Annotated in this window: 27 protein-coding genes and 1 pseudogene; 14 read left to right on the top strand and 14 right to left on the bottom strand. The window is 34.4% G+C overall.

The genetic code is table 11. From position 1 onward, the window contains the following. From mbhE to VIG73_RS08470, 7 genes and pseudogenes are all read left to right on the top strand, one after another. Nucleotides 1–1,363 (top strand): hydrogen gas-evolving membrane-bound hydrogenase subunit E (mbhE, locus tag VIG73_RS08500; protein WP_331640936.1); only part of this gene is annotated, 1,363 nt, incomplete at its 5' end. After that, nucleotides 1,363–1,701 carry a Na(+)/H(+) antiporter subunit C gene (locus VIG73_RS08495; RefSeq protein WP_146936850.1) on the top strand — a complete coding sequence of 113 codons (339 nt, stop codon included), beginning with the start codon at nt 1,363–1,365 and terminating at the stop codon, nt 1,699–1,701. The genes mbhE and VIG73_RS08495, both read left to right, overlap by 1 nt. Beyond that, nucleotides 1,694–3,175 carry a Na+/H+ antiporter subunit D gene (locus tag VIG73_RS08490; RefSeq protein ID WP_331640932.1) on the top strand — a complete coding sequence of 494 codons (1,482 nt, stop codon included), beginning with the start codon at nt 1,694–1,696 and terminating at the stop codon, nt 3,173–3,175. Before VIG73_RS08495 ends, VIG73_RS08490 begins: the two co-directional genes overlap by 8 nt. 5 nt (nt 3,176–3,180) lie before the next feature. Further along, a complete protein-coding gene (locus VIG73_RS08485; protein WP_331640930.1) occupies nt 3,181–3,657 on the top strand; it encodes a Na+/H+ antiporter subunit E in 477 nt (158 codons plus the stop codon). Further along, nucleotides 3,654–3,968 carry a Na(+)/H(+) antiporter subunit F1 gene (locus VIG73_RS08480; protein ID WP_331640928.1) on the top strand — a complete coding sequence of 105 codons (315 nt, stop codon included), beginning with the start codon at nt 3,654–3,656 and terminating at the stop codon, nt 3,966–3,968. The genes VIG73_RS08485 and VIG73_RS08480 overlap by 4 nt, the downstream gene beginning before the upstream one ends. Beyond that, complete coding sequence (gene mnhG / locus VIG73_RS08475; protein ID WP_331640926.1) at nt 3,949–4,317, top strand: monovalent cation/H(+) antiporter subunit G; 369 nt, start codon at nt 3,949–3,951, stop codon at nt 4,315–4,317. Before VIG73_RS08480 ends, mnhG begins: the two co-directional genes overlap by 20 nt. Before the next feature lie 117 nt (nt 4,318–4,434). Continuing rightward, a pseudogene (locus tag VIG73_RS08470) lies at nt 4,435–4,779 on the top strand (sigma factor); the annotation flags it as partial. 27 nt (nt 4,780–4,806) lie between these two features. Here the strand turns inward: VIG73_RS08470 and VIG73_RS08465 are convergent. Further along, on the bottom strand, nt 4,807–6,303 hold the full coding sequence (locus VIG73_RS08465; RefSeq protein ID WP_331640924.1) for a recombinase family protein: 1,497 nt from the start codon (nt 6,301–6,303) through the stop codon (nt 4,807–4,809). Nucleotides 6,304–7,080: 777 nt separating this feature from the next. Between VIG73_RS08465 and VIG73_RS08460 the strand changes: the two genes are divergently transcribed. Together VIG73_RS08460 and VIG73_RS08455 are read left to right on the top strand one after the other, a co-directional pair. Beyond that, the gene (locus tag VIG73_RS08460; RefSeq protein WP_331640922.1) at nt 7,081–7,644 is read left to right on the top strand and encodes a hypothetical protein; all 564 of its coding nucleotides are present in this window, start codon (nt 7,081–7,083) and stop codon (nt 7,642–7,644) included. A 50-nt stretch (nt 7,645–7,694) separates the two neighbouring features. Continuing rightward, a complete protein-coding gene (locus tag VIG73_RS08455) occupies nt 7,695–7,973 on the top strand; it encodes a DUF2651 family protein (protein ID WP_331640920.1) in 279 nt (92 codons plus the stop codon). 142 nt (nt 7,974–8,115) lie between these two features. On the opposite strand, the gene VIG73_RS08450 is transcribed toward VIG73_RS08455, so the two are convergent. Together VIG73_RS08450 and VIG73_RS08445 are read right to left on the bottom strand one after the other, a co-directional pair. Further along, a complete protein-coding gene (locus VIG73_RS08450) occupies nt 8,116–8,283 on the bottom strand; it encodes a YolD-like family protein (protein WP_331640918.1) in 168 nt (55 codons plus the stop codon). Beyond that, nucleotides 8,284–8,505: a transcriptional regulator gene (locus VIG73_RS08445; RefSeq protein ID WP_331640917.1), complete on the bottom strand. Its 222-nt coding sequence runs from the start codon at nt 8,503–8,505 to the stop codon at nt 8,284–8,286. Nucleotides 8,506–8,691: 186 nt separating this feature from the next. Here VIG73_RS08445 and VIG73_RS08440 point away from each other — a divergent pair, with 186 nt between their 5' ends. From VIG73_RS08440 to VIG73_RS08425, 4 genes are all read left to right on the top strand, one after another. Next, nucleotides 8,692–9,285, top strand: a complete 594-nt coding sequence (locus tag VIG73_RS08440; protein ID WP_331640915.1) for a hypothetical protein — start codon at nt 8,692–8,694, stop codon at nt 9,283–9,285. A gap of 101 nt (nt 9,286–9,386) precedes the next feature. Then, nucleotides 9,387–9,704 (top strand): hypothetical protein, encoded by a 318-nt coding sequence (locus VIG73_RS08435; RefSeq protein ID WP_331640913.1) that lies wholly within the window; start codon nt 9,387–9,389, stop codon nt 9,702–9,704. Then, a complete protein-coding gene (locus VIG73_RS08430; protein WP_331640910.1) occupies nt 9,697–10,050 on the top strand; it encodes a hypothetical protein in 354 nt (117 codons plus the stop codon). The genes VIG73_RS08435 and VIG73_RS08430 overlap by 8 nt, the downstream gene beginning before the upstream one ends. After that, complete coding sequence (locus VIG73_RS08425; protein ID WP_331640908.1) at nt 10,047–10,328, top strand: hypothetical protein; 282 nt, start codon at nt 10,047–10,049, stop codon at nt 10,326–10,328. Before VIG73_RS08430 ends, VIG73_RS08425 begins: the two co-directional genes overlap by 4 nt. 30 nt (nt 10,329–10,358) lie before the next feature. Here VIG73_RS08425 and VIG73_RS08420 read toward each other — a convergent pair whose 3' ends face one another. The 8 genes from VIG73_RS08420 to VIG73_RS08385 form a co-directional block, all read right to left on the bottom strand. Continuing rightward, on the bottom strand, nt 10,359–11,222 hold the full coding sequence (locus tag VIG73_RS08420; protein WP_331640906.1) for an N-acetylmuramoyl-L-alanine amidase: 864 nt from the start codon (nt 11,220–11,222) through the stop codon (nt 10,359–10,361). Nucleotides 11,223–11,271: 49 nt separating this feature from the next. Continuing rightward, nucleotides 11,272–11,523 (bottom strand): holin, encoded by a 252-nt coding sequence (locus VIG73_RS08415; protein ID WP_331640904.1) that lies wholly within the window; start codon nt 11,521–11,523, stop codon nt 11,272–11,274. Continuing rightward, nucleotides 11,516–11,803, bottom strand: coding sequence for a hypothetical protein (locus VIG73_RS08410; RefSeq protein ID WP_331640902.1), 288 nt, complete (start codon nt 11,801–11,803; stop codon nt 11,516–11,518). Before VIG73_RS08410 ends, VIG73_RS08415 begins: the two co-directional genes overlap by 8 nt. Nucleotides 11,804–11,870: 67 nt before the next feature. Beyond that, nucleotides 11,871–12,335, bottom strand: a complete 465-nt coding sequence (locus tag VIG73_RS08405) for a hypothetical protein (RefSeq protein ID WP_331640900.1) — start codon at nt 12,333–12,335, stop codon at nt 11,871–11,873. A 74-nt stretch (nt 12,336–12,409) separates the two neighbouring features. Then, nucleotides 12,410–12,631, bottom strand: a complete 222-nt coding sequence (locus VIG73_RS08400) for a hypothetical protein (protein WP_331640898.1) — start codon at nt 12,629–12,631, stop codon at nt 12,410–12,412. After that, nucleotides 12,631–13,014, bottom strand: coding sequence for a hypothetical protein (locus VIG73_RS08395; protein WP_331640896.1), 384 nt, complete (start codon nt 13,012–13,014; stop codon nt 12,631–12,633). Before VIG73_RS08395 ends, VIG73_RS08400 begins: the two co-directional genes overlap by 1 nt. Continuing rightward, complete coding sequence (locus tag VIG73_RS08390; RefSeq protein WP_331640894.1) at nt 13,011–14,753, bottom strand: gp58-like family protein; 1,743 nt, start codon at nt 14,751–14,753, stop codon at nt 13,011–13,013. The genes VIG73_RS08395 and VIG73_RS08390 overlap by 4 nt, the downstream gene beginning before the upstream one ends. An 87-nt stretch (nt 14,754–14,840) precedes the next feature. Then, on the bottom strand, nt 14,841–16,514 hold the full coding sequence (locus VIG73_RS08385) for a phage tail spike protein (RefSeq protein ID WP_331640892.1): 1,674 nt from the start codon (nt 16,512–16,514) through the stop codon (nt 14,841–14,843). A gap of 107 nt (nt 16,515–16,621) precedes the next feature. Here VIG73_RS08385 and VIG73_RS08380 point away from each other — a divergent pair, with 107 nt between their 5' ends. Continuing rightward, nucleotides 16,622–16,834: a hypothetical protein gene (locus VIG73_RS08380; RefSeq protein WP_331640890.1), complete on the top strand. Its 213-nt coding sequence runs from the start codon at nt 16,622–16,624 to the stop codon at nt 16,832–16,834. Between the two features lie 61 nt (nt 16,835–16,895). On the opposite strand, the gene VIG73_RS08375 is transcribed toward VIG73_RS08380, so the two are convergent. Genes VIG73_RS08375 through VIG73_RS08365 form a run of 3 tightly spaced genes read right to left on the bottom strand, consistent with a single transcriptional unit; the run spans nt 16,896 to nt 21,640 of the window. After that, nucleotides 16,896–17,558 carry a hypothetical protein gene (locus VIG73_RS08375; RefSeq protein ID WP_331640888.1) on the bottom strand — a complete coding sequence of 221 codons (663 nt, stop codon included), beginning with the start codon at nt 17,556–17,558 and terminating at the stop codon, nt 16,896–16,898. A gap of 48 nt (nt 17,559–17,606) precedes the next feature. Then, on the bottom strand, nt 17,607–18,320 hold the full coding sequence (locus tag VIG73_RS08370; RefSeq protein ID WP_331640886.1) for a hypothetical protein: 714 nt from the start codon (nt 18,318–18,320) through the stop codon (nt 17,607–17,609). Next, nucleotides 18,317–21,640 carry a phage tail tape measure protein gene (locus VIG73_RS08365; protein WP_331640884.1) on the bottom strand — a complete coding sequence of 1,108 codons (3,324 nt, stop codon included), beginning with the start codon at nt 21,638–21,640 and terminating at the stop codon, nt 18,317–18,319. Before VIG73_RS08365 ends, VIG73_RS08370 begins: the two co-directional genes overlap by 4 nt. Nucleotides 21,641–21,732 lie beyond the last annotated feature (92 nt).

Below are 21,732 nucleotides of genomic sequence, written 5' to 3'. Positions count from 1 at the left end.
TATTTTAAACCATGCAACATTTAAAGGTAGCTTATTTATGGTTGCTGGTATTGTTGATTTACAAACAGGTACACGTGACATCCGTAAACTTGGTGGACTATTTACATTGTTACCTATGACAGCAACACTTGCCCTATTTGGCACGTTCTCGATGGCTGGAATTCCATTACCATTTTTGAACGGATTTTATAGTAAGGAAATGTTCTTTGATTCAACGCTTCAACTTCCATTAACCGATTCTGGTTTACAACAAGTCCTTACGCAAGTCGTGCCTTATCTTGCTGTGTTTGGTAGCATCTTTACATTCGTCTATTCGATGTACTTGTTTTTTGGAGTATTTGGTAGTAAGAAACATGACTTAAAATTACCAAAAACACCTAAAGAAGCTCCATTAGGTATGCTAATCCCACCTGCTATCCTTGTTTTAGGCGTTATTACAATCGGATTATTTCCAAACGCGTTTAATGGTTCATTTTTAGCTCATGCTGCAGGAGCAATTAATCCGTTTGTTAAGAGCGAGCCAATTCAATTTTGGCACGGGCTTAATACACCATTTATCATGTCCTTAATTGTTGTTGGTGTGGGCCTTGTCTTATATGGAACACGTTCTGTATGGACAAAAGTCTATAATGTCATACCTGGTCAATCAAGTTTTAATCGTGTTTATGACAGAATCATAAAGCAGATTGACCATCGATCAGCTAGAATAACAAACTCATATATGAATGGCTCTTTAAAAACGTATATATCATTAATCATCGGAACAATCGTTTTAATGACTACCACCTATTTGTTTACAACCGATGGATTTATAATTCAATACGATAATCTAGCTGATATATCGGTTATTGAAATTGTTGTTGTTGTCTTAATCGTTATAGCATCGATTGCAACAGTATTTACTAATCACAACTTAGCAGCTCTATTAATTACTGGGATTGTTGGTTACGGTGTGTCAATATTATTTCTTATTTATCGGGCACCTGACTTAGCGCTAACTCAATTAGTCATAGAAACCGTCTCTGTTGTCTTGTTTTTATTAGCGTTTTATCATTTACCAAAAATGCGTAAACGGGACGATAAACGATCAACAAAGATAAAAAACGCAGTCATCGCGATTGGATTTGGAACACTCATGACTTTAATCGGAATATCAGCTCATAGCTCAAATTGGTTTGAACCAATTTCCGATTATTTCTTAGAAACTGCCCAATCGATTGGTGGAGGAACAAACGTTGTTAACGTCATCCTCGTGGACATGCGTGGTCTGGATACTTTATTTGAGATTACAGTATTAGGAATTGCTGCATTAGCCGTATTCAGCCTTATCAAATTAAGAAAAGATAAGGAGGCGGATAAATAATGGAAATCATCATTTCTATATTAGCTGGAATCATTTTTGCTGTTGCAGTGTACAACTTATTACAAAAACAAATGGTCCGTATCATTATCGGGACTGTGCTTATTTCACATGCTGCCCATTTATTTATATTAACAATGGGGAAATTAAAGCGTGGACAACCACCAATATTAACTGAAGGAATCACATCCTACACTGATCCGCTACCACAAGCTTTGATTTTAACATCCATTGTTATTAGTTTTGGATTAACGAGCTTAATGCTTGTGTTAGCTTATCGAACTGCTAAAGAAAATAATACAGATAATATGGAACAATTAAGGGGTAAGCCAAATGAATAATCTAGCTATTTTTCCAATTATATTCCCACTCCTTGCCGGAACGATTTTAGCTTTTACTCATTCGAACATTAAACAATCGCGTTCATTGGCTAAGTTTTTTGCTTCGGGTAATTTACTTGGAGCTATCTATCTCGTTTATTACGTTTCACAAAATGGTACAATCGTTTTAGAAACTGGGGATTGGGTCGCACCTTATGGCATAGTCATCGTTATGGATATGCTTTCTGCTATTTTAGTTCTAACGACGAATATCATCGTTGTTGCAGCGATATTCTATGCTCCACACTCCATCTCAATGAAACAGGAAAAACATTATTTTTATGCATTTTTCTTCTTTCTAATTAGTGGGGTTAGTGGCGCATTCTTAACAGGAGATTTATTTAACTTATTCGTATTCTTTGAGGTCCTTCTTATTGCATCTTATGCATTAATTGTACTTGGTGGCGATAAAGTACAATTGAGGGAATCATTAAAGTACGTATTGATTAACGTCTTTTCATCGATCCTTTTTGTTACTGCTGTTGCGTTTCTATACGGTGTTGTCGGAACCGTTAATATGGCGCAAATTGCTGAACGTGTTCAAGAGGTAGACCAACAGGGAATCTTAACAACGATTGGGATATTGCTATTTTTTGTATTCGCTACGAAAGCAGCATTATTCCCGCTCTACTATTGGTTACCTAAATCATATATCGTTCCAAACCCAGTTGTTTCAGCCATTTTCGCGGCTTTATTAACAAAGGTCGGTATTTATTCAATTATTCGTGTGTTTTCGTTAATATTTGTTCATAAATTAGATATGACACACGACATGTTCATTTGGATTGCCGGACTTTCAATGATATTCGGGGTCATTGGAGCTCTTTCAACGAACAATATTAAACTTATTATTGCTTATAACATTATCCCAGCGATTGGATTTATTATGATGGGGATTGGGTTTTATAACCGCGCAGGAATGAGTGGATCTATTTATTATTTAGTTCACGATATGATTATTAAATCAGCCCTTTTCTTACTTGTCGGTATTATCGCTTATGTAGCCGGTACATCCGATCTTAGAAAGATGAAAGGACTCATAAACTCATACCCACTCCTTGGGTGGCTATTATTCTTAGCAGCCTTTATACTAGCTGGGATTCCACCATTTAGTGGATTCATCGGTAAATTACAGCTTCTAAAAGGAGCTTTTGCAAATGGCGAAATCGTTATTGGATTAATTGCTTTAGGAACAAGTTTACTTATTCTATACTCCGTCATGAAAATATTCATTCGCGGATTTTGGGGCGAACAAACGCCACAACAAAGCATTGATAAAAAATCAATTTCTGGAATGGTTGGACCGGTCGTTTTCTTATTAAGTTGTTCAGTCATCTTAGGAATCGGAGCTGAATTCTTTGTTCCGACAATCGATTCAATTGCAGAATATCTACTCGATCCACAACAATATATTGATTCTGTGTTAAAGGAGTAATGTCAATGGCCTTTCAAATTGTTATCAATCTCGTTATTGCAATTATGTGGATGTTCTTAAGCGAGACATATACGCTAACAAGCTTTATTGCCGGGTATATACTTGGGATAATCTTATTATTACTTTTGAATCGGTTCATTCCGGGACGATTTTATCTAGATCGTTTCGTTAAGATTATTCAACTCATTTTCCTTTTTATTAAAGAGTTAATTAAATCAAATATCGATATTGTTAAGCTCGTTTATACACCTAAACCTGATATCGAACCTGGAATCTTTGCATATGAAACAGAATTAAAGTCAGACTGGGAGTTAACATTATTGGCAAACTTAATTACACTCACACCGGGCACGTTATCTGTTGCATTTTCAAATGATAATTCTACTATTTATATTCATGCGATGGATATTGATGATATTGATGAGTCCATTCAGTCCATTAAAAACACGTTTGAAAAAGCCATTATGGAGGTGACCCGATGAGTCAAGAAATTTTATTACTGACACAAAATGTTTTAGATTGGGTCGTCATGATTTGTTTTATCGGTATATCCATTTCTCTTACCCTTTTGGTGTATCGCATTTTAGTTGGACCTACAAATGCTGATCGAGCTGTTGCTCTAGATGTTATTGGTATCAATTTAATGGCTGTTGCAGCATTTGTTTCCATTTCTCTCGTAACAACGCAATTAAATGACGCTATTTTATTAATTGCAATCCTATCGTTTCTTGGAACGGTTGCCATCGCCAAATATTTAGAAAAGGGTGTTATCATTGATCGAGACATGGATTAATATCATACTCAACATTGTTATTATTCTCTTTTTGTTAACTGGAACTTTTTTTGTTGTATCGAGTTCGATTGGGATTGTGCGCTTTCCCGATATATATACCCGTCTACATGCTGCAACAAAAGCCTCTACACTTGGACTAGCAGGTATCTTACTCGGGATGTTTATCTTTCTATACATTCAACATAATATCATCAGTGGAAAGTTATTATTGGCGCTATTCTTCATATTACTGACGAATCCCGTATCAGGACATATGATTTCCCGAGCAGCTCATCGTGCAGGTGTTAAACCATTAACAAAAAATCGTAAAGATGAACTAGCAAATGCAATGAAACAAAACAAAGCGTAAAAGCGACTTTATAAGGTCGCTTTTTTCTTTTTTGCATGGACAGACACAAGAACACCTTCAGCTTCATAAAGATACAATATAGGCGTTTACCTAATAAAAAAGCGGAGGTGTCTTTTTGTGTCATTTATAAGTGCTCTTATATTGTTAATTAAAGAAGCGCTTTTTTTTGTATCATATGTTAAAAACCAGGCCTTTCCTCAACCCCTCCCCCCTGAAGAAGAGTTAAAATATATTCAAGAGATGCAGAAAGGGAGTCATGAGGCACGTAATAAACTGATTGAACATAATTTACGACTAGTTGCCCATATTGTAAAAAAATTTGATAACACCGGAGAAGATACAGAAGATCTAATCTCCATCGGTACCATTGGTCTTATTAAAGGCATTGAGAGCTATTCATTAGGTAAAGGAACAAAATTAGCCACCTATGCGGCGAGGTGTGTTGAAAATGAAATCTTTATAACAATAGGGGGGTACATTTAAAAATCGTTAGAATGTATGAATGTAAACCGTTTTCGCATCAACTACGACAACTTCTTCTACAATCATGCGGATTATTTTTTTCATTTGGTTTTTATCAAAGTTTGTATCCTTCACAGATAAATAATATTGAAGGGTTTCTTGAAGAATGATTTCGCTGTATTCATTATGTTTTTGGTGTTTGTTTTCTTTCTTTAATTCTTTTAATGATTCCTTGTATTTTTTCTCCTCATCCTGGAGCTCTCTCATTTTTTCTTTAATTTCATCAAGATTGAGTTCATCATCGCTTATAGAAATTAATGAAAGTAATCTTTTTCTACCATTTCTAACGCGTTTAATTTGATTTTCAAGGTGAGTTATTTCTTCTAACAAATAATTCTTTGCTGGAATATCATCTTTGTATTCATTTACCTTTTCGGGGTTATTTAACATATCAACGACTTTTGTCCAAACGATTTTATTTAATTTGTTTTCACTCATTTCTCTTCCGCAGCCTCTACTTTTTGCACCGGCATAATTCTTACGACACTCATAAACAAAATAGTCCTTTCCGTGAGACTTTCTTTTTCTACCTGTCATCGTTTCTCCACATCGACCACATCTTACTAAACCAGACAACAAATAATTATGTCGGCCATAGTTCGCAAACCTTCTTTTAGCATGCTTTATTTTTTGTTGTGCAAAATTAAACTGCTCATCACTAATGATTCTTGGAATTCTCGTTTCAAGCCATTCTTCTCTCGGTCTTAGTCGCAATTCTACCCTTTCCCCTGCTTGCTTTTTAACATAATTTCCTTCTGTATTATATTTATTTTGAAAATATCGACCCGTATATGATTCATTCATTAACATTTGTCGGACCACTTGTCTATGCCAAACTTTTTTCCCTCTCGGTGTCGGAATACCAAGCTCAGTTAAATGGTGGGCTATGCCATTTATCCCTTTAAACTTTGTATGAGGATCAGTAAAATAATCGAAAATCATCTTAATAACTTTTGCCTCTTCTTCATTAATAACATATGTCTTTTTTTCCCTATCATAGTCATAACCAAAAAGTCCAGAACCTTTTACAACATGGCCTTTTTTGGCTTTTCTGTATCTACCTGTCATTGTATTATGTTTTATCTTTGCCTTATCAAATTCAGAAAAAGCACCACGAATTTGAAAATATAATTGCCCTTCCGGATCGGATTTATAATCACTACGAACAAATTTTAATTCCACATTAAATTTTTCTAGTTTTTCCGTAATGATTAATTGATTTAATAGTTTCCTAGATAAACGATCCGGATCATAACAAATAATTTTATTTATGATTTCGTTCTCGGCATCTTCTAACATTTTAGTCAGTGCTGGGCGATTTAATATTTCACCGGTATACCCATCATCAACATATTTTATAATGTTATCTGTTTTAGCCATGTTAATGCAATCATTTATCTGTCCTTCTACACTGTATCCCTTTTTCTGTTCCTCGGTCGATACTCTTACGTAAATTCCTATCACGTCTCAGTTCCTCCCTGTAACATTCAATAATGTACCTATATGCCCTATTCAAATGACTGTCGAAGTGCTTACCTTTAATGACGGTTACTTTCATGATGCATCACCTCGATATAGCGTATGATGATGCAACTTGTCCGTATTAATAGTAATGCACTTACGTACATTATAGTATTTAGTTAGGAAAATAACAAGAACATTAGTTCCCTTATTAAGTTGAATGACGATGAGATTTACATTAAAATGATACTAATACCATGCTTATTTTTAATAAGGATAAATTTGGAGGATGATCATATGTACCAATCGTGTTCAATTTGTGGAAGTTATTCAGATGATGGAACTGTTAGAAATGGCAAAGTGAGCTGTCATGATTGTTTAGATAAGGAAGAGAGTCGTTAAGCACGACTCTTTTTTCTTAATAAAACCCCTCATGTTTGAGGAGTATGTACTGAACCCCAAAAGTTAGACTAAATATTTAAGCAGAAATTTGGCTGGTTTGTTTCCGGTATTCTACCGGACTCTCCAGTCAATCTTACTTTGATAACAGTTCATTTTTTCTTTTTATTATTCTTTTCTTTATAAGAAAGCTCTAATATTGTTTAAGATAAATTACCTTTTGTATTCATCAATATTTAATATTTAGTAGAATAACATACATATTTTACGGAATATACATAAGGTGTTGCTGTCGATTTGTAACTATTTTTGTCGAAGCTATTGCATTTCATGTTTATTTTTTTATATTTTTTACTATAATAATTAGGGAGGTATTTCATAATGAAAAGAATTATCAAACTACTGATGATTTTCACAATTATGTTGTCTTTTGTTTTGTTTACAGACAATAAAGTTGAAGCATCAGGGTATAGACCTGGAGATATTTTTATTACAAAATCTACTAGTTCAAAAGGCTTAACTGGCCATACCGGTATTGCAATTTCTTCTACAACCATTTTGCATACATCAGGTAGAAAAAGTTCACCTTATCCTACAACTATGTCTATAACTAAGTGGTTTAAAGAATATCCAAAAACAAAAGTGGTTAGACCAAAATCAGCAGCATTAGGAAAAAAAGCTGCAAACATGGCTAAAAAATATTTTAAAAATAAAAAAATACCATATCTTATAACTTCAGACCCGAAAAATATTAAAAATACGTATTGTAGCGAAATAGTATGGTATTCTTATTACAAGGCAGGAAAAACATACAAAGTTCCCAAGAACTCTGGTCCAAATATGCCACTTAAATGGAGGACGCCATCTATTATAAAGCCTTATGATTATATAAACCAATCATATCTAAGTTATAACGGGTTTATATATAAAAAGAAAAAATGGTGATAGTTTGATTCACAATATAAAATATAATATCAAAGTGGAGGAGATACATCATGGGCTCTATTGATCCTTTTATTATGCAATTGGTTATAGTACCTTTAGTAGTGATTGGCTTCGGTGTTGCAGTATCTATTGTCACAAAAAAGCTATTTATCGCACCTATAATAACATTGATACTAAATTTAATGTATGAATTTTCTTATTTTAAAATACTTTATCCTGAATTACCTATGAACTTTTCATCATGGAATATAATTTATCCTATATTATCATTTATAATATCCTGGGTTCTATTATCTTTTTTCAAAAAAAAAATTAACCACGAAATGTAATTAAATAAGATATATGATTTTCTAACATAAAACTATGAGGGTTGTTTGAGTCACAGAGTTAATTGATACTAAATATAAGCAAACAGCCCTTCAAATCTCTTTAGGCAAATTCTCATCATTTTATTACTTACAAGTTCTAATGTTAAGCCATCTGCAGCTTAACTTCATTTTCCCATATCTTTTGTTCGTCTAAAATGGGCTTTTGCACCTTATCCAATTCTTTATTAAGCTCCCTCAATGCTTTCACATGTTCTGGTAACATAATTGATGTCCATTTCTTTGTGCCACGATCTTTTATATGATCGTTCATTTAAACCACCATTCTTTCTTTTTCTATGACTGGAACAAGTGCTAATACATTGTTGTAATTAAATGTACGTGTTGCCCTACGTAGCAAGCAATAACCTTGGAAATGTTGTTCATCTATCTTATAAACTTTAACTCGTCTTTTTGTAATCTTTCCATCTTGAGACATATAAATAAGTTCGGCTAACTGATTTTTATACATACATTTCAACAACTCTTTACGCACATCTGTTCCCTCCTGTTAATTATCATTATAGGGAACTAATGTTCTGTTTTCAAGTGGAAAGGATTTCTATAAACAAAAAAAGACAATCACATATAATCAACAACTATTTTGTAACAAAACCACATAAAGAAATCTGTTGTGCTATAATATGGTAAAATAATATTTTTAGAAGGAGAATACAGTAGCATGGATGCAAGAAAGCTAAAAGCAGATGTGAATAAATTGTTAGAATTCTTCAATAAACGAACAGGTTCTATGGATTCATTAAAATTTATTCTGGAATACACCCTAAACCAAGACAATACATCTATCAATATAGAAGAAAGTCTAAGTTATCTGACAAAGGATTTAACACCGATATTAATAAGCTATATCGCTTCTGATAATACCATTGAAGAATCAGATAGTGACTTTCAACATTTGTTAGATGAGCTTAATAACATAAAAGCTATGTATAGCCTCCCGTTAAAAAAACATATCGATAAAACATCTAACAATCCGTTTTTATTAAGTTCTGCATCTATAAATATAGAAGATAATTCTAATTACCATAAAATCAGATTGTCTCGTGTGGACGGAAAATCATTAGACGCTTTATTTACTACCGCGTCTATGTTAGGTATTATTAGCATCTTTTCTAATGTCACTGTCCAATCATTACATAAGGGAATTTTTAACTTAGACTCCAGATTAATCGATCATTATATTGAAGAATCTAACAAATTAATTGATAATTTAGAGAATCTAAAAAAACATGCAGATAAATTTAAAGAAAAATGATTATTTTTTCTAAAATATCGTTTTTAGAGCATAAAGCCTTTTATACACTTGTAGGAGCTATAATAACTATTTTTACATTTACGATTGGACAAATCATTAATATGAAAAGAGAAAAATCAAGACATAAGAGAACAGTATTAATAGCACTTACACAAAATAATAAAGAGTTATTTAGTATAATTATTCGTGGAACAATAGATTCTACAACCATTGAATATGACAAATTAAGAAAACACTTATTAGAAGCTTCTTGGACTTTCTTTATTATGCCTAAAGATATTAAAAATGATTTCAATACATTAATGAAAATATTTTTATGTGACCCTAGAGAGTTCCTTAATAAAAAAAAGGACGTTCCCAGATTATTGAATAACATCACAAAAAAACTCAAAAAATATGGGGTAGAGGTTATTGGATAACATGGAATTTAGATTTATAGATTTTTCTCACAGATTGCAAAATAAAAGCAATAACAAAAACGTATTAAAGGTATTCGAGCTGCTAAATGAACTTAAAGAGTATGGGTCCATAGAACATAGTTATAGTAATATCGATGACATGGATAAACAATTAAAAAGCTTAGTTGAAAATGGGAATATCACTGAAGCAAACTGGGAATACTCACATCTAAAAAAAATAATTGACGATCAAACTGAATATGTAAGAAATCAAAACAAATCATTAGAGGACATTGTCAATCATTATTCAAGTGTGAAAGACTTCAATAACATTACTTCAAAAATAGATCAGGAGGGATTAAAATGACATTGATTAGTGAATCATTTTCTCCCGCTAAAACGTATCTCGACTTAAATTTTGAAGAAGTAAAAAAGGAATTCAAACAAACACACGGTAATTACAGAGATTACGGAAGTATATTAATAATTAATGAAGAGAATTATTCTTTCTCTGTTAATGAGTTTGGTATGATAAAAATCTTTTATGAAGACAATGTCTACAATAATAAAATGGATAAAACACACATTTTAGAAAGCATCAAGAAAAACTTCAAAAAACATTGCGATATAAATATTCAATTTTAAAACCCCTCAAATCTGAGGGGTATTTTTTATTTATCTCATTTTATTTAGCAATTGAGTATTTTGGGATGCTGTGCCTCGATAATTTTTAATACCGTGCTTAGCAGCTAGTTTCTTTCTGTTAGAAAATGAACTATCTACACCGATTGATTTTAAATAATCAACAATCGATGTTGTTTTCATGTTGCCTTTTTTGACTGACTTTGGTTTAGTTCCCTTTCTCATTTTATTTAGCAACTCTAAGTTTTGTTTAGCTGTTCCTTTATAGTTAGAAATACCGTATTGTTTAGCTAATTTTTTTCGATTATTAAAACTAGAATCAACGTTGATGCTATTAAGGTAGTCAACAATACTGGAACCAGTGTATGCGCTTGTCTGTGGATTTTTAGATGTTTTCTTTTTAGAGTTAGCCTTTTTACTATTTTCTAAGCGTTTTTTAAAACCATGCCACTGATCTAGTAAACGTCTTGGGCAATGTTTACCACTCCAATGCTTATGTGTGACTACATGATTAATACCGATGTTATGGTCCTTCATTAATTTTTGAATGAGCCACACTGCATTAGAAACAGCCTTTCCAAAGTCTCCATCACTATTTTCACAAATTTCGATTCCGATTGATTTGCGATTACCAGTACCATTTCCTCCATCCCCTGCATGCCAACCATGCTCATCTAATGGTAAATGCTGATAAATCTCTGAATCATCTACCGTGAAATGCCAACCAACAACTCGGCCACCTGCTCCATTTAATAAATATCGTGAATGCATTTCTGCGTTGGCTCCCTTATTAGTGTTCGCTGTATTGTGTACCGTGATATATTCAGGATCCATATAACTACCAGGTCTTTGATTTGTTTGCCCTTTTGGAATAAACTTTTTAATAATTTTAACCATAAATATCATGCTCCTTTTATATATTAAAAAAGAGCAACCACCGAAGTGATTACTCTTTATCTACAGTTTGCTTACCTAGCTCAAATAAACCGACTGCTGCTAGACCGGATACCCCACCTGCCCAAACTCTTAATCCGAGTTCTGCGTCTAAAAAATAAGCAGCTGCACCTAATCCCATTCCTAGGACAGTCGCAACTGCTGGTAAATAACGATTATTAATTTGTGTAGCTTGCTTTACCACTTGCACCACACCGCTAGTTACTGGAGCGATCACACTGGCCATTGCTAAGATTTCAACCATGCTTTCTCACCCCCTCTAATTTGTCGATACGTTTGTGTGCTGACTTCGTACTTTCATCTACACGAATAAGCTGTTCATTCATGCGACTCATTTGTTTTTCATTTGCTTTTAGATCGATTCGTATATCATCAACACCTTTACCGATAGAGTCCAGTTTTGTTCGAATGACAGCGCCATCTTCTGCATCTTGCTTAACATCTTTATCTCGATTTCTAACAAAGGTAAAATATGTTATAACCATGCCGAATACGACGCTACCTGCTCCTAATAATGCTTCCAAATTTCATCAACTCCTTTAAAAATGGACATGAAAAAACACCCACGGATGTGAGTGTTTTGTTACATTATTATTTCATTAATTTTATTATTGGAAGATTATAGTAATCCTTTATAATTTTGTATTCATCACCTTTTTTTAAGAGTAATCCTTTATCATTAGTCGTTTTAATAATTTCCCATTTTGTTCCGTCATTGAGTTTAATAATAAATTTAAACTTCCTAGCTATAAATAAAAAACATAGCTCTACCATTAATAAAATTACAGAAAAAACAGTAATTGACAATATAAATAATCCTATAAATATATTACCAGTAACCACACCTCCTTTAATCATGTATAATACCAAAATGACTATTGTATTTAAGAAAGCACTAACAAGTGATAAAGATAATACATATCTTATTTTATGGAAGTTAGACATTAATTTTCTTTCAACATCTTTAGTGTTGAAGTTATTAATAACATAAATGATACTGCTCAAGATTAATGCAATAGTAGATGATAATAAACCAGTGTTTATTAAATTTTGCAACTCCTGCCCCCCCTCATCTACATATTACGACAAGGTGAGTCAAAAGTCCTGCTTTTTCACATATAAAATATCACTTATTCATCTTCTAATGTCCCAGTCATAATCCTATTTACTAATTCGGTTCTCACTTCATCTTCTAATCCCACGAAATCAATTTTATCAGTGAAATTTTCAATCGGTACGCTTCCAGATAAATTAATAAGCCCATCCTCTGTGCGTGCTGTGAAGTGGATCGTGACACTTGTTATTTCACCGTCTGTACGACGTGGCGTGATTTGGTTTATACTTATATTCATTATTTGTCACCCCCTTCTAAATTGAATGCTTCATACAAAACAAAAAGAGCGTAGGCATCTTCATTTGAAAATTCCCGCTCGCTCTCTTCATTCGTGAGTTCTTTTATTTTGTTTTTAATTGCTGTAAGTCCAGGAAGATAATTTGTTCCCTCAATCGTAACTGTTTGTTCGAAATACTCCTTTAATTCTTTTTCCAGCCATTGCTTTGGTTTATCTTTTCCATCTTCTCGAATTGTTTTTTCACCTTCGACGACTTCACGTAATTGTTCAGTCATATAATTTGTTACCTTACTTCGGTTAACAGATTGCAAACCTTTAAAATTTGTTTTTTCTAGGAATGAGATAACCTTTGCTAAGTCAATGTTTTTAATTTCTAATTTCATGATACCTTCTCCTCCAATAGTTTTATTTTTTGTTTTAAGTATTGATTTTCGATTTTTAGCCAATTAACTTCGTCTTTGACATTAATCATTTTCTCGTCAAGTTCTTGCACTGCTTTTATGGTTGGGAAAATAAGTTGTGCAGATTGAACGCCATAAAATCCATCTCCATTCCGGCTCACAATGCTATGATTTGAAATGTTGATTCCATGATCTATTAATGTCGATTTCAGTTGTTGTGCAATAATCCCGAATTGTAATGGTTCTTCATGTCCGTTATTATTTTTCATCCTGAAGACTTTGGTTGATAAATCTTTAATAAAGTCTAGTCCAAGACTATTATCAGTAATATTCTCTTTCAATCTTTCATCTGAACTAACATCTGGTTGATAAGTTAAATAAACATACCTAAATCGATATCCTGGTGCTCCTAAAGCATAATACATTGTACCAGTGTTAATCCCTCGTAAATACATATGCGGTGCTCCATCACGATAAACTGTATCTAATTGATAGCCACCAGAACCGGTTGTGTTTCTGATTTGAATACTTCCTGTTGTTCTTATTGTATCAACGTATAATGTTGACCATAAATTTTGTGATGTACCTAGATCATAATCAAACCTTCCTGTGTATCTTGGATATATCGCACGTCTACCATTTAATGCGTGTAGTCTAAATACATAACCGCTACCAGATAAGTCTGCTAATGAATAGACTCCGAACTCTTGAGATACGATATTTGTACCATAGCCCTGTTCTCCCTCAGCCCCCAGACTGTGAATACGGATGCCTCGAAAAGTACTGTCGTTTACACTATGTTGTCCATCCGATACACCTACTCCAATCATTGGACGACCATCACTGTTTAACGAGTGGTCGAATTGTATGCCTGCATAAATGCCTCTATTAGTGTAAAATAAACGGTTGTTTCGATCTAAAAACTCTATGTTCGCTCCACTTCCTAATGTAAAGTCAACTCGTTGCATATGCAATCTACCTGTATTCATGTTAAGTGTCATATTATCGTTTTGACTTGATAGAATTCCACCAACAATCGAATTAGCGCTTAAATTGATTACACTTATTTTTCCTGCATCGAGTGTTCCGGTTGTTATTTTCCCCGCATCTAAAGATAAGATATGAGCCGATTTTATCGTTGCATTATCGATTGTCGTTTGCCCTGTGATATGGATTCGTCTACCTGCAATTAAAATAGACTCATCGCTTATGTTAATCTGATTGATTACATCGCCTTTTTGAACACGTAAATTAATAGCGTTTGATAGTTGCGTGATCTGGGATTGCGTTGCCATGTCTTCGGGTGCTGGTGAGTAATCGGTGGCTTTGTTACCTTTTTCGAGTTGTTCCTCTTTTATCTTAATTTGATAACTATTTTTCCAGTTATCTGGCATTATGCGCCCACGTACATTAGTGTAGCTGGTGTCATTCGGTATTCTTGTTGCGAATGTCAGTCTCCCGTTTTTATCCGTAAATTGACTCATGGGCGCAGTTGCAGCTCCATAAGTATTATCGTCCCTATACCAATCCAACCTTAACCTAACTCTTTCACCAACTGGAATATCTTTAATATAAACACTAAATGTCACTTCATCTCCATGTGAAATTTTTTCACTATCAATTGGCACTCTAAATAGGTGAGAAGCGCCATATTGGAACACAGTTACACTTCTAAAATTGCTACTCGTATTTAATATTAAATTCCTTCCACCAATTTCCAAGTTATCCCACTCATCTTGCAAACTACTAATAGTAGACTGCATGCTCTGCGACGTTAGCGTAAGAGTATTAATGTTACCTTCTGCGTCTCATAATCTAGCTTGCATAGCGTTTGAGATAACAGTCAAATTAGCCACGTTACCGTCGATGTCCGATACGGTTGTTTGTAGACCGGAAACAGTCGCTGTTAAAGTCGTGAGATTACCTTCTGTGTCCGACAAGCGACCCGCTAACGATTGTGTCGTCTGATTTAATACTGTTAAATTGCCCTCTGCATCTGACATGCGACTTGTTAAGCCTTGTCCTAATGTGAGAGATTCTTGTGCACTATCAAACGCTGTCTGTGCTTGATTAATAGCATTAGTCGCTTGTTGTGTAGCTTGGTTAGCTCTATCTACCGCGGATTGTGCATCGACTTTAGCTTGCTGTGCTTGCTCTTTGGCTTCTTGGGAGTCCATGTCGATGATGAGTTGCCACTCGATACCGTCATATCTGTACGTTTTATGATATTGACCGTCAATAACCTTAAACCATAAATCGCCTTTTTGCATGCCCTCGACTGGTTCATCTGGACCATAAAAAGTAGTGTTTTTACCGTTAGCAGAAACAATAGCTTGATTAGCATTGCTTTCAGCTTGTTCTACTTTCTTTTCGATCGAATCAATTTTATTAATAGAATCAGTCAATCGTGCTTTAACGCTACCTAGCTTTACTTCCTCGTTTACTTGTGCAATGCAATCGTACTTTATATAGTTAACAATCGCTGTTGCATTAACTTTTAATTTACTGTGATTAGTCGTAACGGTATCACCCATACCGACTAATTCAAGCACTTTAACGTCTTTATATTCTTCAGCTTCCCAAAGATGTGCAAACTGTACTTCCATTTCATATTTTATTTTATCGTTGCCTGTTTCCTTGAAATAGTCTTTGGCTAAATGTTCTAATTGTTGTCTTATCTGAGCGTCCGTCTTATCTTGCGTATCAATACGATTGTCGTTACTATAGTCAATTGGTTCTGTGCGTATGACTTCGTAATCGTTAATATGCGGACTGTCAATGTATTTACCGTTAACGGTTATTAGTCGCTCCGGTGTATCGTCCGTTGCTTCAATAAACACGTATGGAAATATACGAGTAACCAAACTACTAATATCAAACGTTGCTACAAGACCCGTTATATTCTTTTCATACGTGACCGTCACACCATCATCATGGCCACGTCGATCATGCAAGATTAAATTAAAATTATCACGCTCTATCTGTCCGCCCCAAATTTGTAAAACAGAACCTTCCATACCAGCTATCATTTGCAATGGATTGGTACGATACAACGATGTGCTTGATATCGTAGTGGTATTACTACTTGTCACGTTAAATGTATGTGGTAAAACTGTGCTTGAACCTATCTTTTCCATGACTTGTTTTTTAGTAAGTCTATTAGCTTTTAACTCTTCAACAAAGTTATTAGCAAGATCATACGTGATGTGTTGTGCATTAACTATTAGATTATCGTTTTCGTGATTTTTCGTTATGGAATAAATTCTAAATAACTGATAACCTAATTTGTCTTGCGCCTTTGCTTTTATGATACGTTCTTCTTTTAACTCATCTACTAAATGCCCCTCAGAATCATACTCCATATAAAACTCAAACATACCGTTGAGTTCTTCCTCTGTGTATGCAACGATGGCATCACTTAAAACACCGATTCCGTTGTCGAGTGGAAACGATGTGATGTTTGATTCGTGTAAAGTTATCATTTTTGTAAAGTTCCTCCTTTCTAAGTTATTTCAATAATTTGTCAAAAATAACAAAAGGAAACACCCCCTTTATTGTCGAATAATGTCAATGAAGGGGGGTGATTATGATGAAACGCTATTACTACAATATAAACGTAGACGAGAAAGGTAACCATGAAGTTCATCATGAAAGTTGCACTCACTTGCCATCACGATCGAATCGTGAATATATTGGCTATGTCTCAGACTGTGAGACAGCTATTGAGCTAGCAATTAGAAATACCGGTAAAACAAACTTTGATGGCTGTTACTGGTGTAGTCGCGAGTGTCATAATGGATAATCTAAACAAGGGGGTTCCCCTTGTTTAGCTCCAACTCCTCTTCTTCCAAAAAAGATACTGTTTATTTGGTGTCGACTTTTTTTATTGATTCCATTATTTTAATTGCTTTATCGTTTTTCTGTTCTATTTCTGCTTCTTTTCTATCTACATATGTGTTTTCTTGTTTAATTGCTTTTTTAAATTTGTACTTATACATAAAGTATTTCGGAAACATAAAAATGATTTTCCTCGGTAATTTATCAAATTCCACTAAATGATTTCCTCTCTCCATGGCTCCTGGTGAAACAACATATATTTTATTTAATGCATCTTGATAATACACTTCTATCTTTACCACATCATTTAATGGATCAACGTTTTTGAAATGAGTTTCTTTTAGTTTTAATTTTATAACTTCCTTTTTTCCTGGATCAATGTCTACAATTGGTTTAGATAAATGGTATTCTTTTTTAAATAAGCTTTTTTTAGATTTTATAGATAACAATATGAATCCCTTAACAACGTAGCCTCTTCCCTTATTTATGACATCTACTTCCCAAGTATGCGTAAATTCATCTGGATCTGGATTAATTCTATAACGACTAATAAGTACTTGAGAAGAATACTCCATAAATAATGTTTTTCTAGCATACATTACTGTTCCAAGAGTAATAACAATCAGTAAAATATTAAGTAAGTTTGAAATCTCAATAAATTGTACAAAATTTAATGAGTTCAGCGACACATAGCTCACTCCTATTAAACTTATTAATAAGAGTATAGCATGAATAAGTCACACCCACCTCCTATTACACACAATCTCCAACACACTTAAATTTCCACTAAAATCAACCACATTATCACCATGCTGTAAGACTGGAAACTCACCAATCATATGCTTATTCATTTTTTCAGCAATCAATCCTGTCGGTGATTTCCTGTATGCATTTTGCATTTCTGAATCTATCGTGATTGATCCATTAACGTTTTTTATCGTAATTTCCTGGTCATTAATATATATCTTGCCCGTACCACTAACTTGAGCGGTAATAATCGGTAACGTTTTATGACCGTCGTTTTTAATTACGGTCCTTGATGTTACCCTAATTGGTTCGTTATCCGACTCATACATATAGGAATCTAATGTAAATTCAACTTCAAACTCACCAAATGTTTTCATAACATTTTCAGCGGGATTAATCTTTACTGATTTAACTTTATAAAATACTTCATCGTCATCATCTACCTGCATGGTTTTTGCTCCTAATATAAAGGGCTTCGCTTTCCTAAATGCTGTTTTAAATGAATCAGCATGCATATAAAACGTGACAGGGAACGGAATGTTTTTGTATCCGTATTTCTTCGTTAATTCCCCATCACGTCCTTTTATTTCTATAAATTCTATGTCTTCTTCTGCTGTCGGTACTTCATAACGACCTTTGGGATAGATACCTTTTTCATCAGTATATATCCCGTTTATTTTAATCCTTGAAGCATTTAACTTCATGTGTTACCACCCCACGCAGCATTACGTCTACTGCTTAGATTATTCAATCCTTCATCAACCTTTTTATTTAACTTATATAAATCCAAGTCCTTACCTAGAAGTGCTGTTAATAATTCATTAGACTTTCTCAAGTGTTCGTTTTGTTCAACTAAGAGTGTGATCATTTCTTTTAAGTCATTATTATCAGTAGTTTCTGGGCTAGATAAATTGTTAGGTCTTACAAAACTTCCATCATCGGCACCTATTTTTTTAGCAGCAAGTGCTAACAGTTTCATGGCATCTGTTCTACGATTAGGATTCAATGGTATTACCATTTCTTCTCCATCTTCGCCTAGCATAGCTAACATTTTCGATTTTACCAATCCACCAGTAGCAAAACCTTTTAAACTCATAGGATTTACTCTTACACCATTTTTACGTGTTTCATAATGTAAGTGATGTCCAGTTGATGCTCCGGTGCTACCTACAAGTCCAATAATTTGACCCTTTTTAACTGACTGTCCTGCTTTAACTAAAATCTTAGACAAATGAGCATAGAACATTTCCCAAATACCTTGCTTAATTTTAACCAGATTACCGAACCCACCATTCCAGCCATAACCAGCGTAACTAACACGACCGCTAGTAGTTGATGGGATAGGTGCTCCCATTGGTGCTCCAAAATCAACACCACCGTGTAATTTACGTTGACCACTTATCGGGTGCGTGCGATATCCGAATGGAGAAGTGATTGGCCAACCAAATGCCGGCTTTCCACCAGCTCCTGAATCTTCTTCGGCTTTTTTAAAGATAGACTTAATAAATTTACCAGGTAACTTCTTAACAAAATTCCATCCAGCACTTGCTAAAGTTTTGGCCCAACCTGATATTTTTCCAAGACCAATACCATCAAGTATTTTGTCTAATACCTTTGTTGGATTAGTAATGTAACTCCATACATCACCGATTTTACTTAGCCACCCTTTTGTTCCTTTTGCATAATGAGCAATATCAGATTCGAGTATCATTTCTGTTTCTCTATTTGGTACAACATGTGTGCCTCTCGGTAGATTTAGTAATGTATCACCTTCCGGACTTATAAATGATCGTCCATCAGGTAATTTTATTAATTCTCTTCCTTTCTCACCAACAATAGCAAGACCACCAGGATGGCCGTCTGTTCCTTTTGCATACTGTGGTACTTCCCACTTAGGAATCTTCTTTTTTACTCCTAATTTATCGGTTACCCAATTAATTCCTCCGATCATCTTGTTGATTGGAGTACCAAATCCTTTGAGTAGCCTATTACCCATAGACTTTACGCCTTCAACAGCTTTACCTGCACTATTCTTTATTCCTCTGCCGATTCTCCCAGGAAGTTTCTTTGCACCATCAACCATATTAGTAAAGGTCTTTTTAACAGAATTCCACATGCCAGTGGCTAGATCACTCACCGCACTTTTAATTCTATTCCATTGATTTACGATTCCTTGTCGTGCGTTACTAGTTAAATTGACGACACCATCTTTTAATTTTGTAAAAATATTCCTTACTGAATTCCACAATCCTGTGACAATGTTTCTAATTGATGTATGGATCCCTTTCCAGATTCCCGACAAAACATTTTTTATGGTAGTGTTAATAGACTTTATCGTATTTAAGATTCGTGTAAAACCATTTTTCACAAAGTTCCGCACGCTTGTTATTGATTTACTAAATATCTCTTTCACTACAGTCCATAATTTCGATATGGCACCTCGAAATAAACCTGCGAAACCTACAACACCTTTAATAATTCGACCAAAAAATGAAAGGTTTATGAGACCCCATACAGCTTGAATCGCGCCAAGGAATAGTTGTTTCACACCTTCCCACATTTGAGCAAAATCAAGGGTAAACAAACCAGAAAATATTTTCACAGCACTCATGATAATATCCAGCGATCCCATAATGATGTTTTTGATTGAATCCCATACCATGCCAATAATAAACTCTATCGCCGGCATGATGAACTGAATAATATTGAATATCTGTTCAAAGGTCCATTTAACAGCTGTCCGTATACCATTTAGTACTGTCAAAACAACGGAACCAATAGACTGAAAGACAACTCCTATGTTCCGAAATGCTTCTATTATCTGAGAACCTTCATTACTTATAAATTCATTTATTTTCGCTTTAATTTCACTAAAAAAATTAATGACAGCATTAATTCCAGGCTTAATAAAATTGCTGATTCCTACAAATATGTTTTTAATAGTTTCTCCTAAACCATGTATTAGGTTTCTAAACGTTTCTGATTTTTTATAAGCTATAACAAAGCCTGTAGTTAATGCAGCAATAACACCAATAACAATCCCAACAGGTCCTGATAATGCTAGAAAGGCCGCTTTAAGATAACCTAATAATCCCCCGGCTTTAGCAATTGCTGTCATTAATGGAGCCAGAAATGATAATGATTTACCAATAAGCCCAATAAAAGAACCAAATACAATTAAAGTTGGCCCTATAGCCGCTGCTAGTGCAGCAATAACTACACCTGTTGTTTTTATTGCTGGGGATAAACCATTAAGCCATTCGACAAAAGATTTTACCTTATCTACCCCGACCTGCAAAGCTGGTAGCATATGTTCATATATTGAGATAGCAAATCCTTCGAGACCTGATTTAATTTCGCGAATCGTACCGCCTAGTGTTCCTTCCATGATATCGGACATTTCTTTAGCAGCGCCCTCTGAATTTCTAATAGCTTTAGCCAGTTTATTATAATCTTCTTCGGATGCATTAATAATTGCTAAAGCACCTGACATGGCCTCTTTACCAAAAATAGCAGCCGCATTTTGTGCTTGTTGTGCTTCATCAAGTTCACCGAATGATACACGTAATTCTTTCATGATAGTATCAAGGCTTTTCATATTGCCTTCATTATCCGTTAAAGAAATATCTAGCTTGTCCATTGCTTTTTGCATTTGTTTACTTGGTTTAGCTAAGTTAGTAAACATGGTTCGTAATGCTGTACCTGCCTTATCAGCTTTAATACCACTGTTAGCCATTAACCCTAACGCAACAGCAACATCTTCCACCTCAAAACCTAACGCTCCCGCAACTGGCGCAGCGTATTCAAATGACTTACCCATCATGGAAACATTCGTGTTTGCATTTGATGATGCAGACGCTAAAATATCAGCAAATCTACCCGAATTTTTAGCTTGAAGACCAAAAGCAGTTAATGCGTCAGTAACAATATCTGATACTGTACCAAGATCTTCACCGGATGCAGCTGCAAGACTCATGATTCCATCTAGACCATCTATCATGTCATTTGTTTTCCAACCAGCCATCAAATGTTATATAGGGTTGTTTATCCCTATTCCCACCGTTTCCAATGGGTATCAGACTATATCTTCACCTACAACCTTACTTGTTTAGGTGG

The organism is Cerasibacillus sp. (genome assembly GCF_036516575.1).
Classification (GTDB): Bacteria; Bacillota; Bacilli; order Bacillales; family Amphibacillaceae; genus Cerasibacillus.
This window is presented reverse-complemented; position numbering and strand designations above follow the sequence as displayed.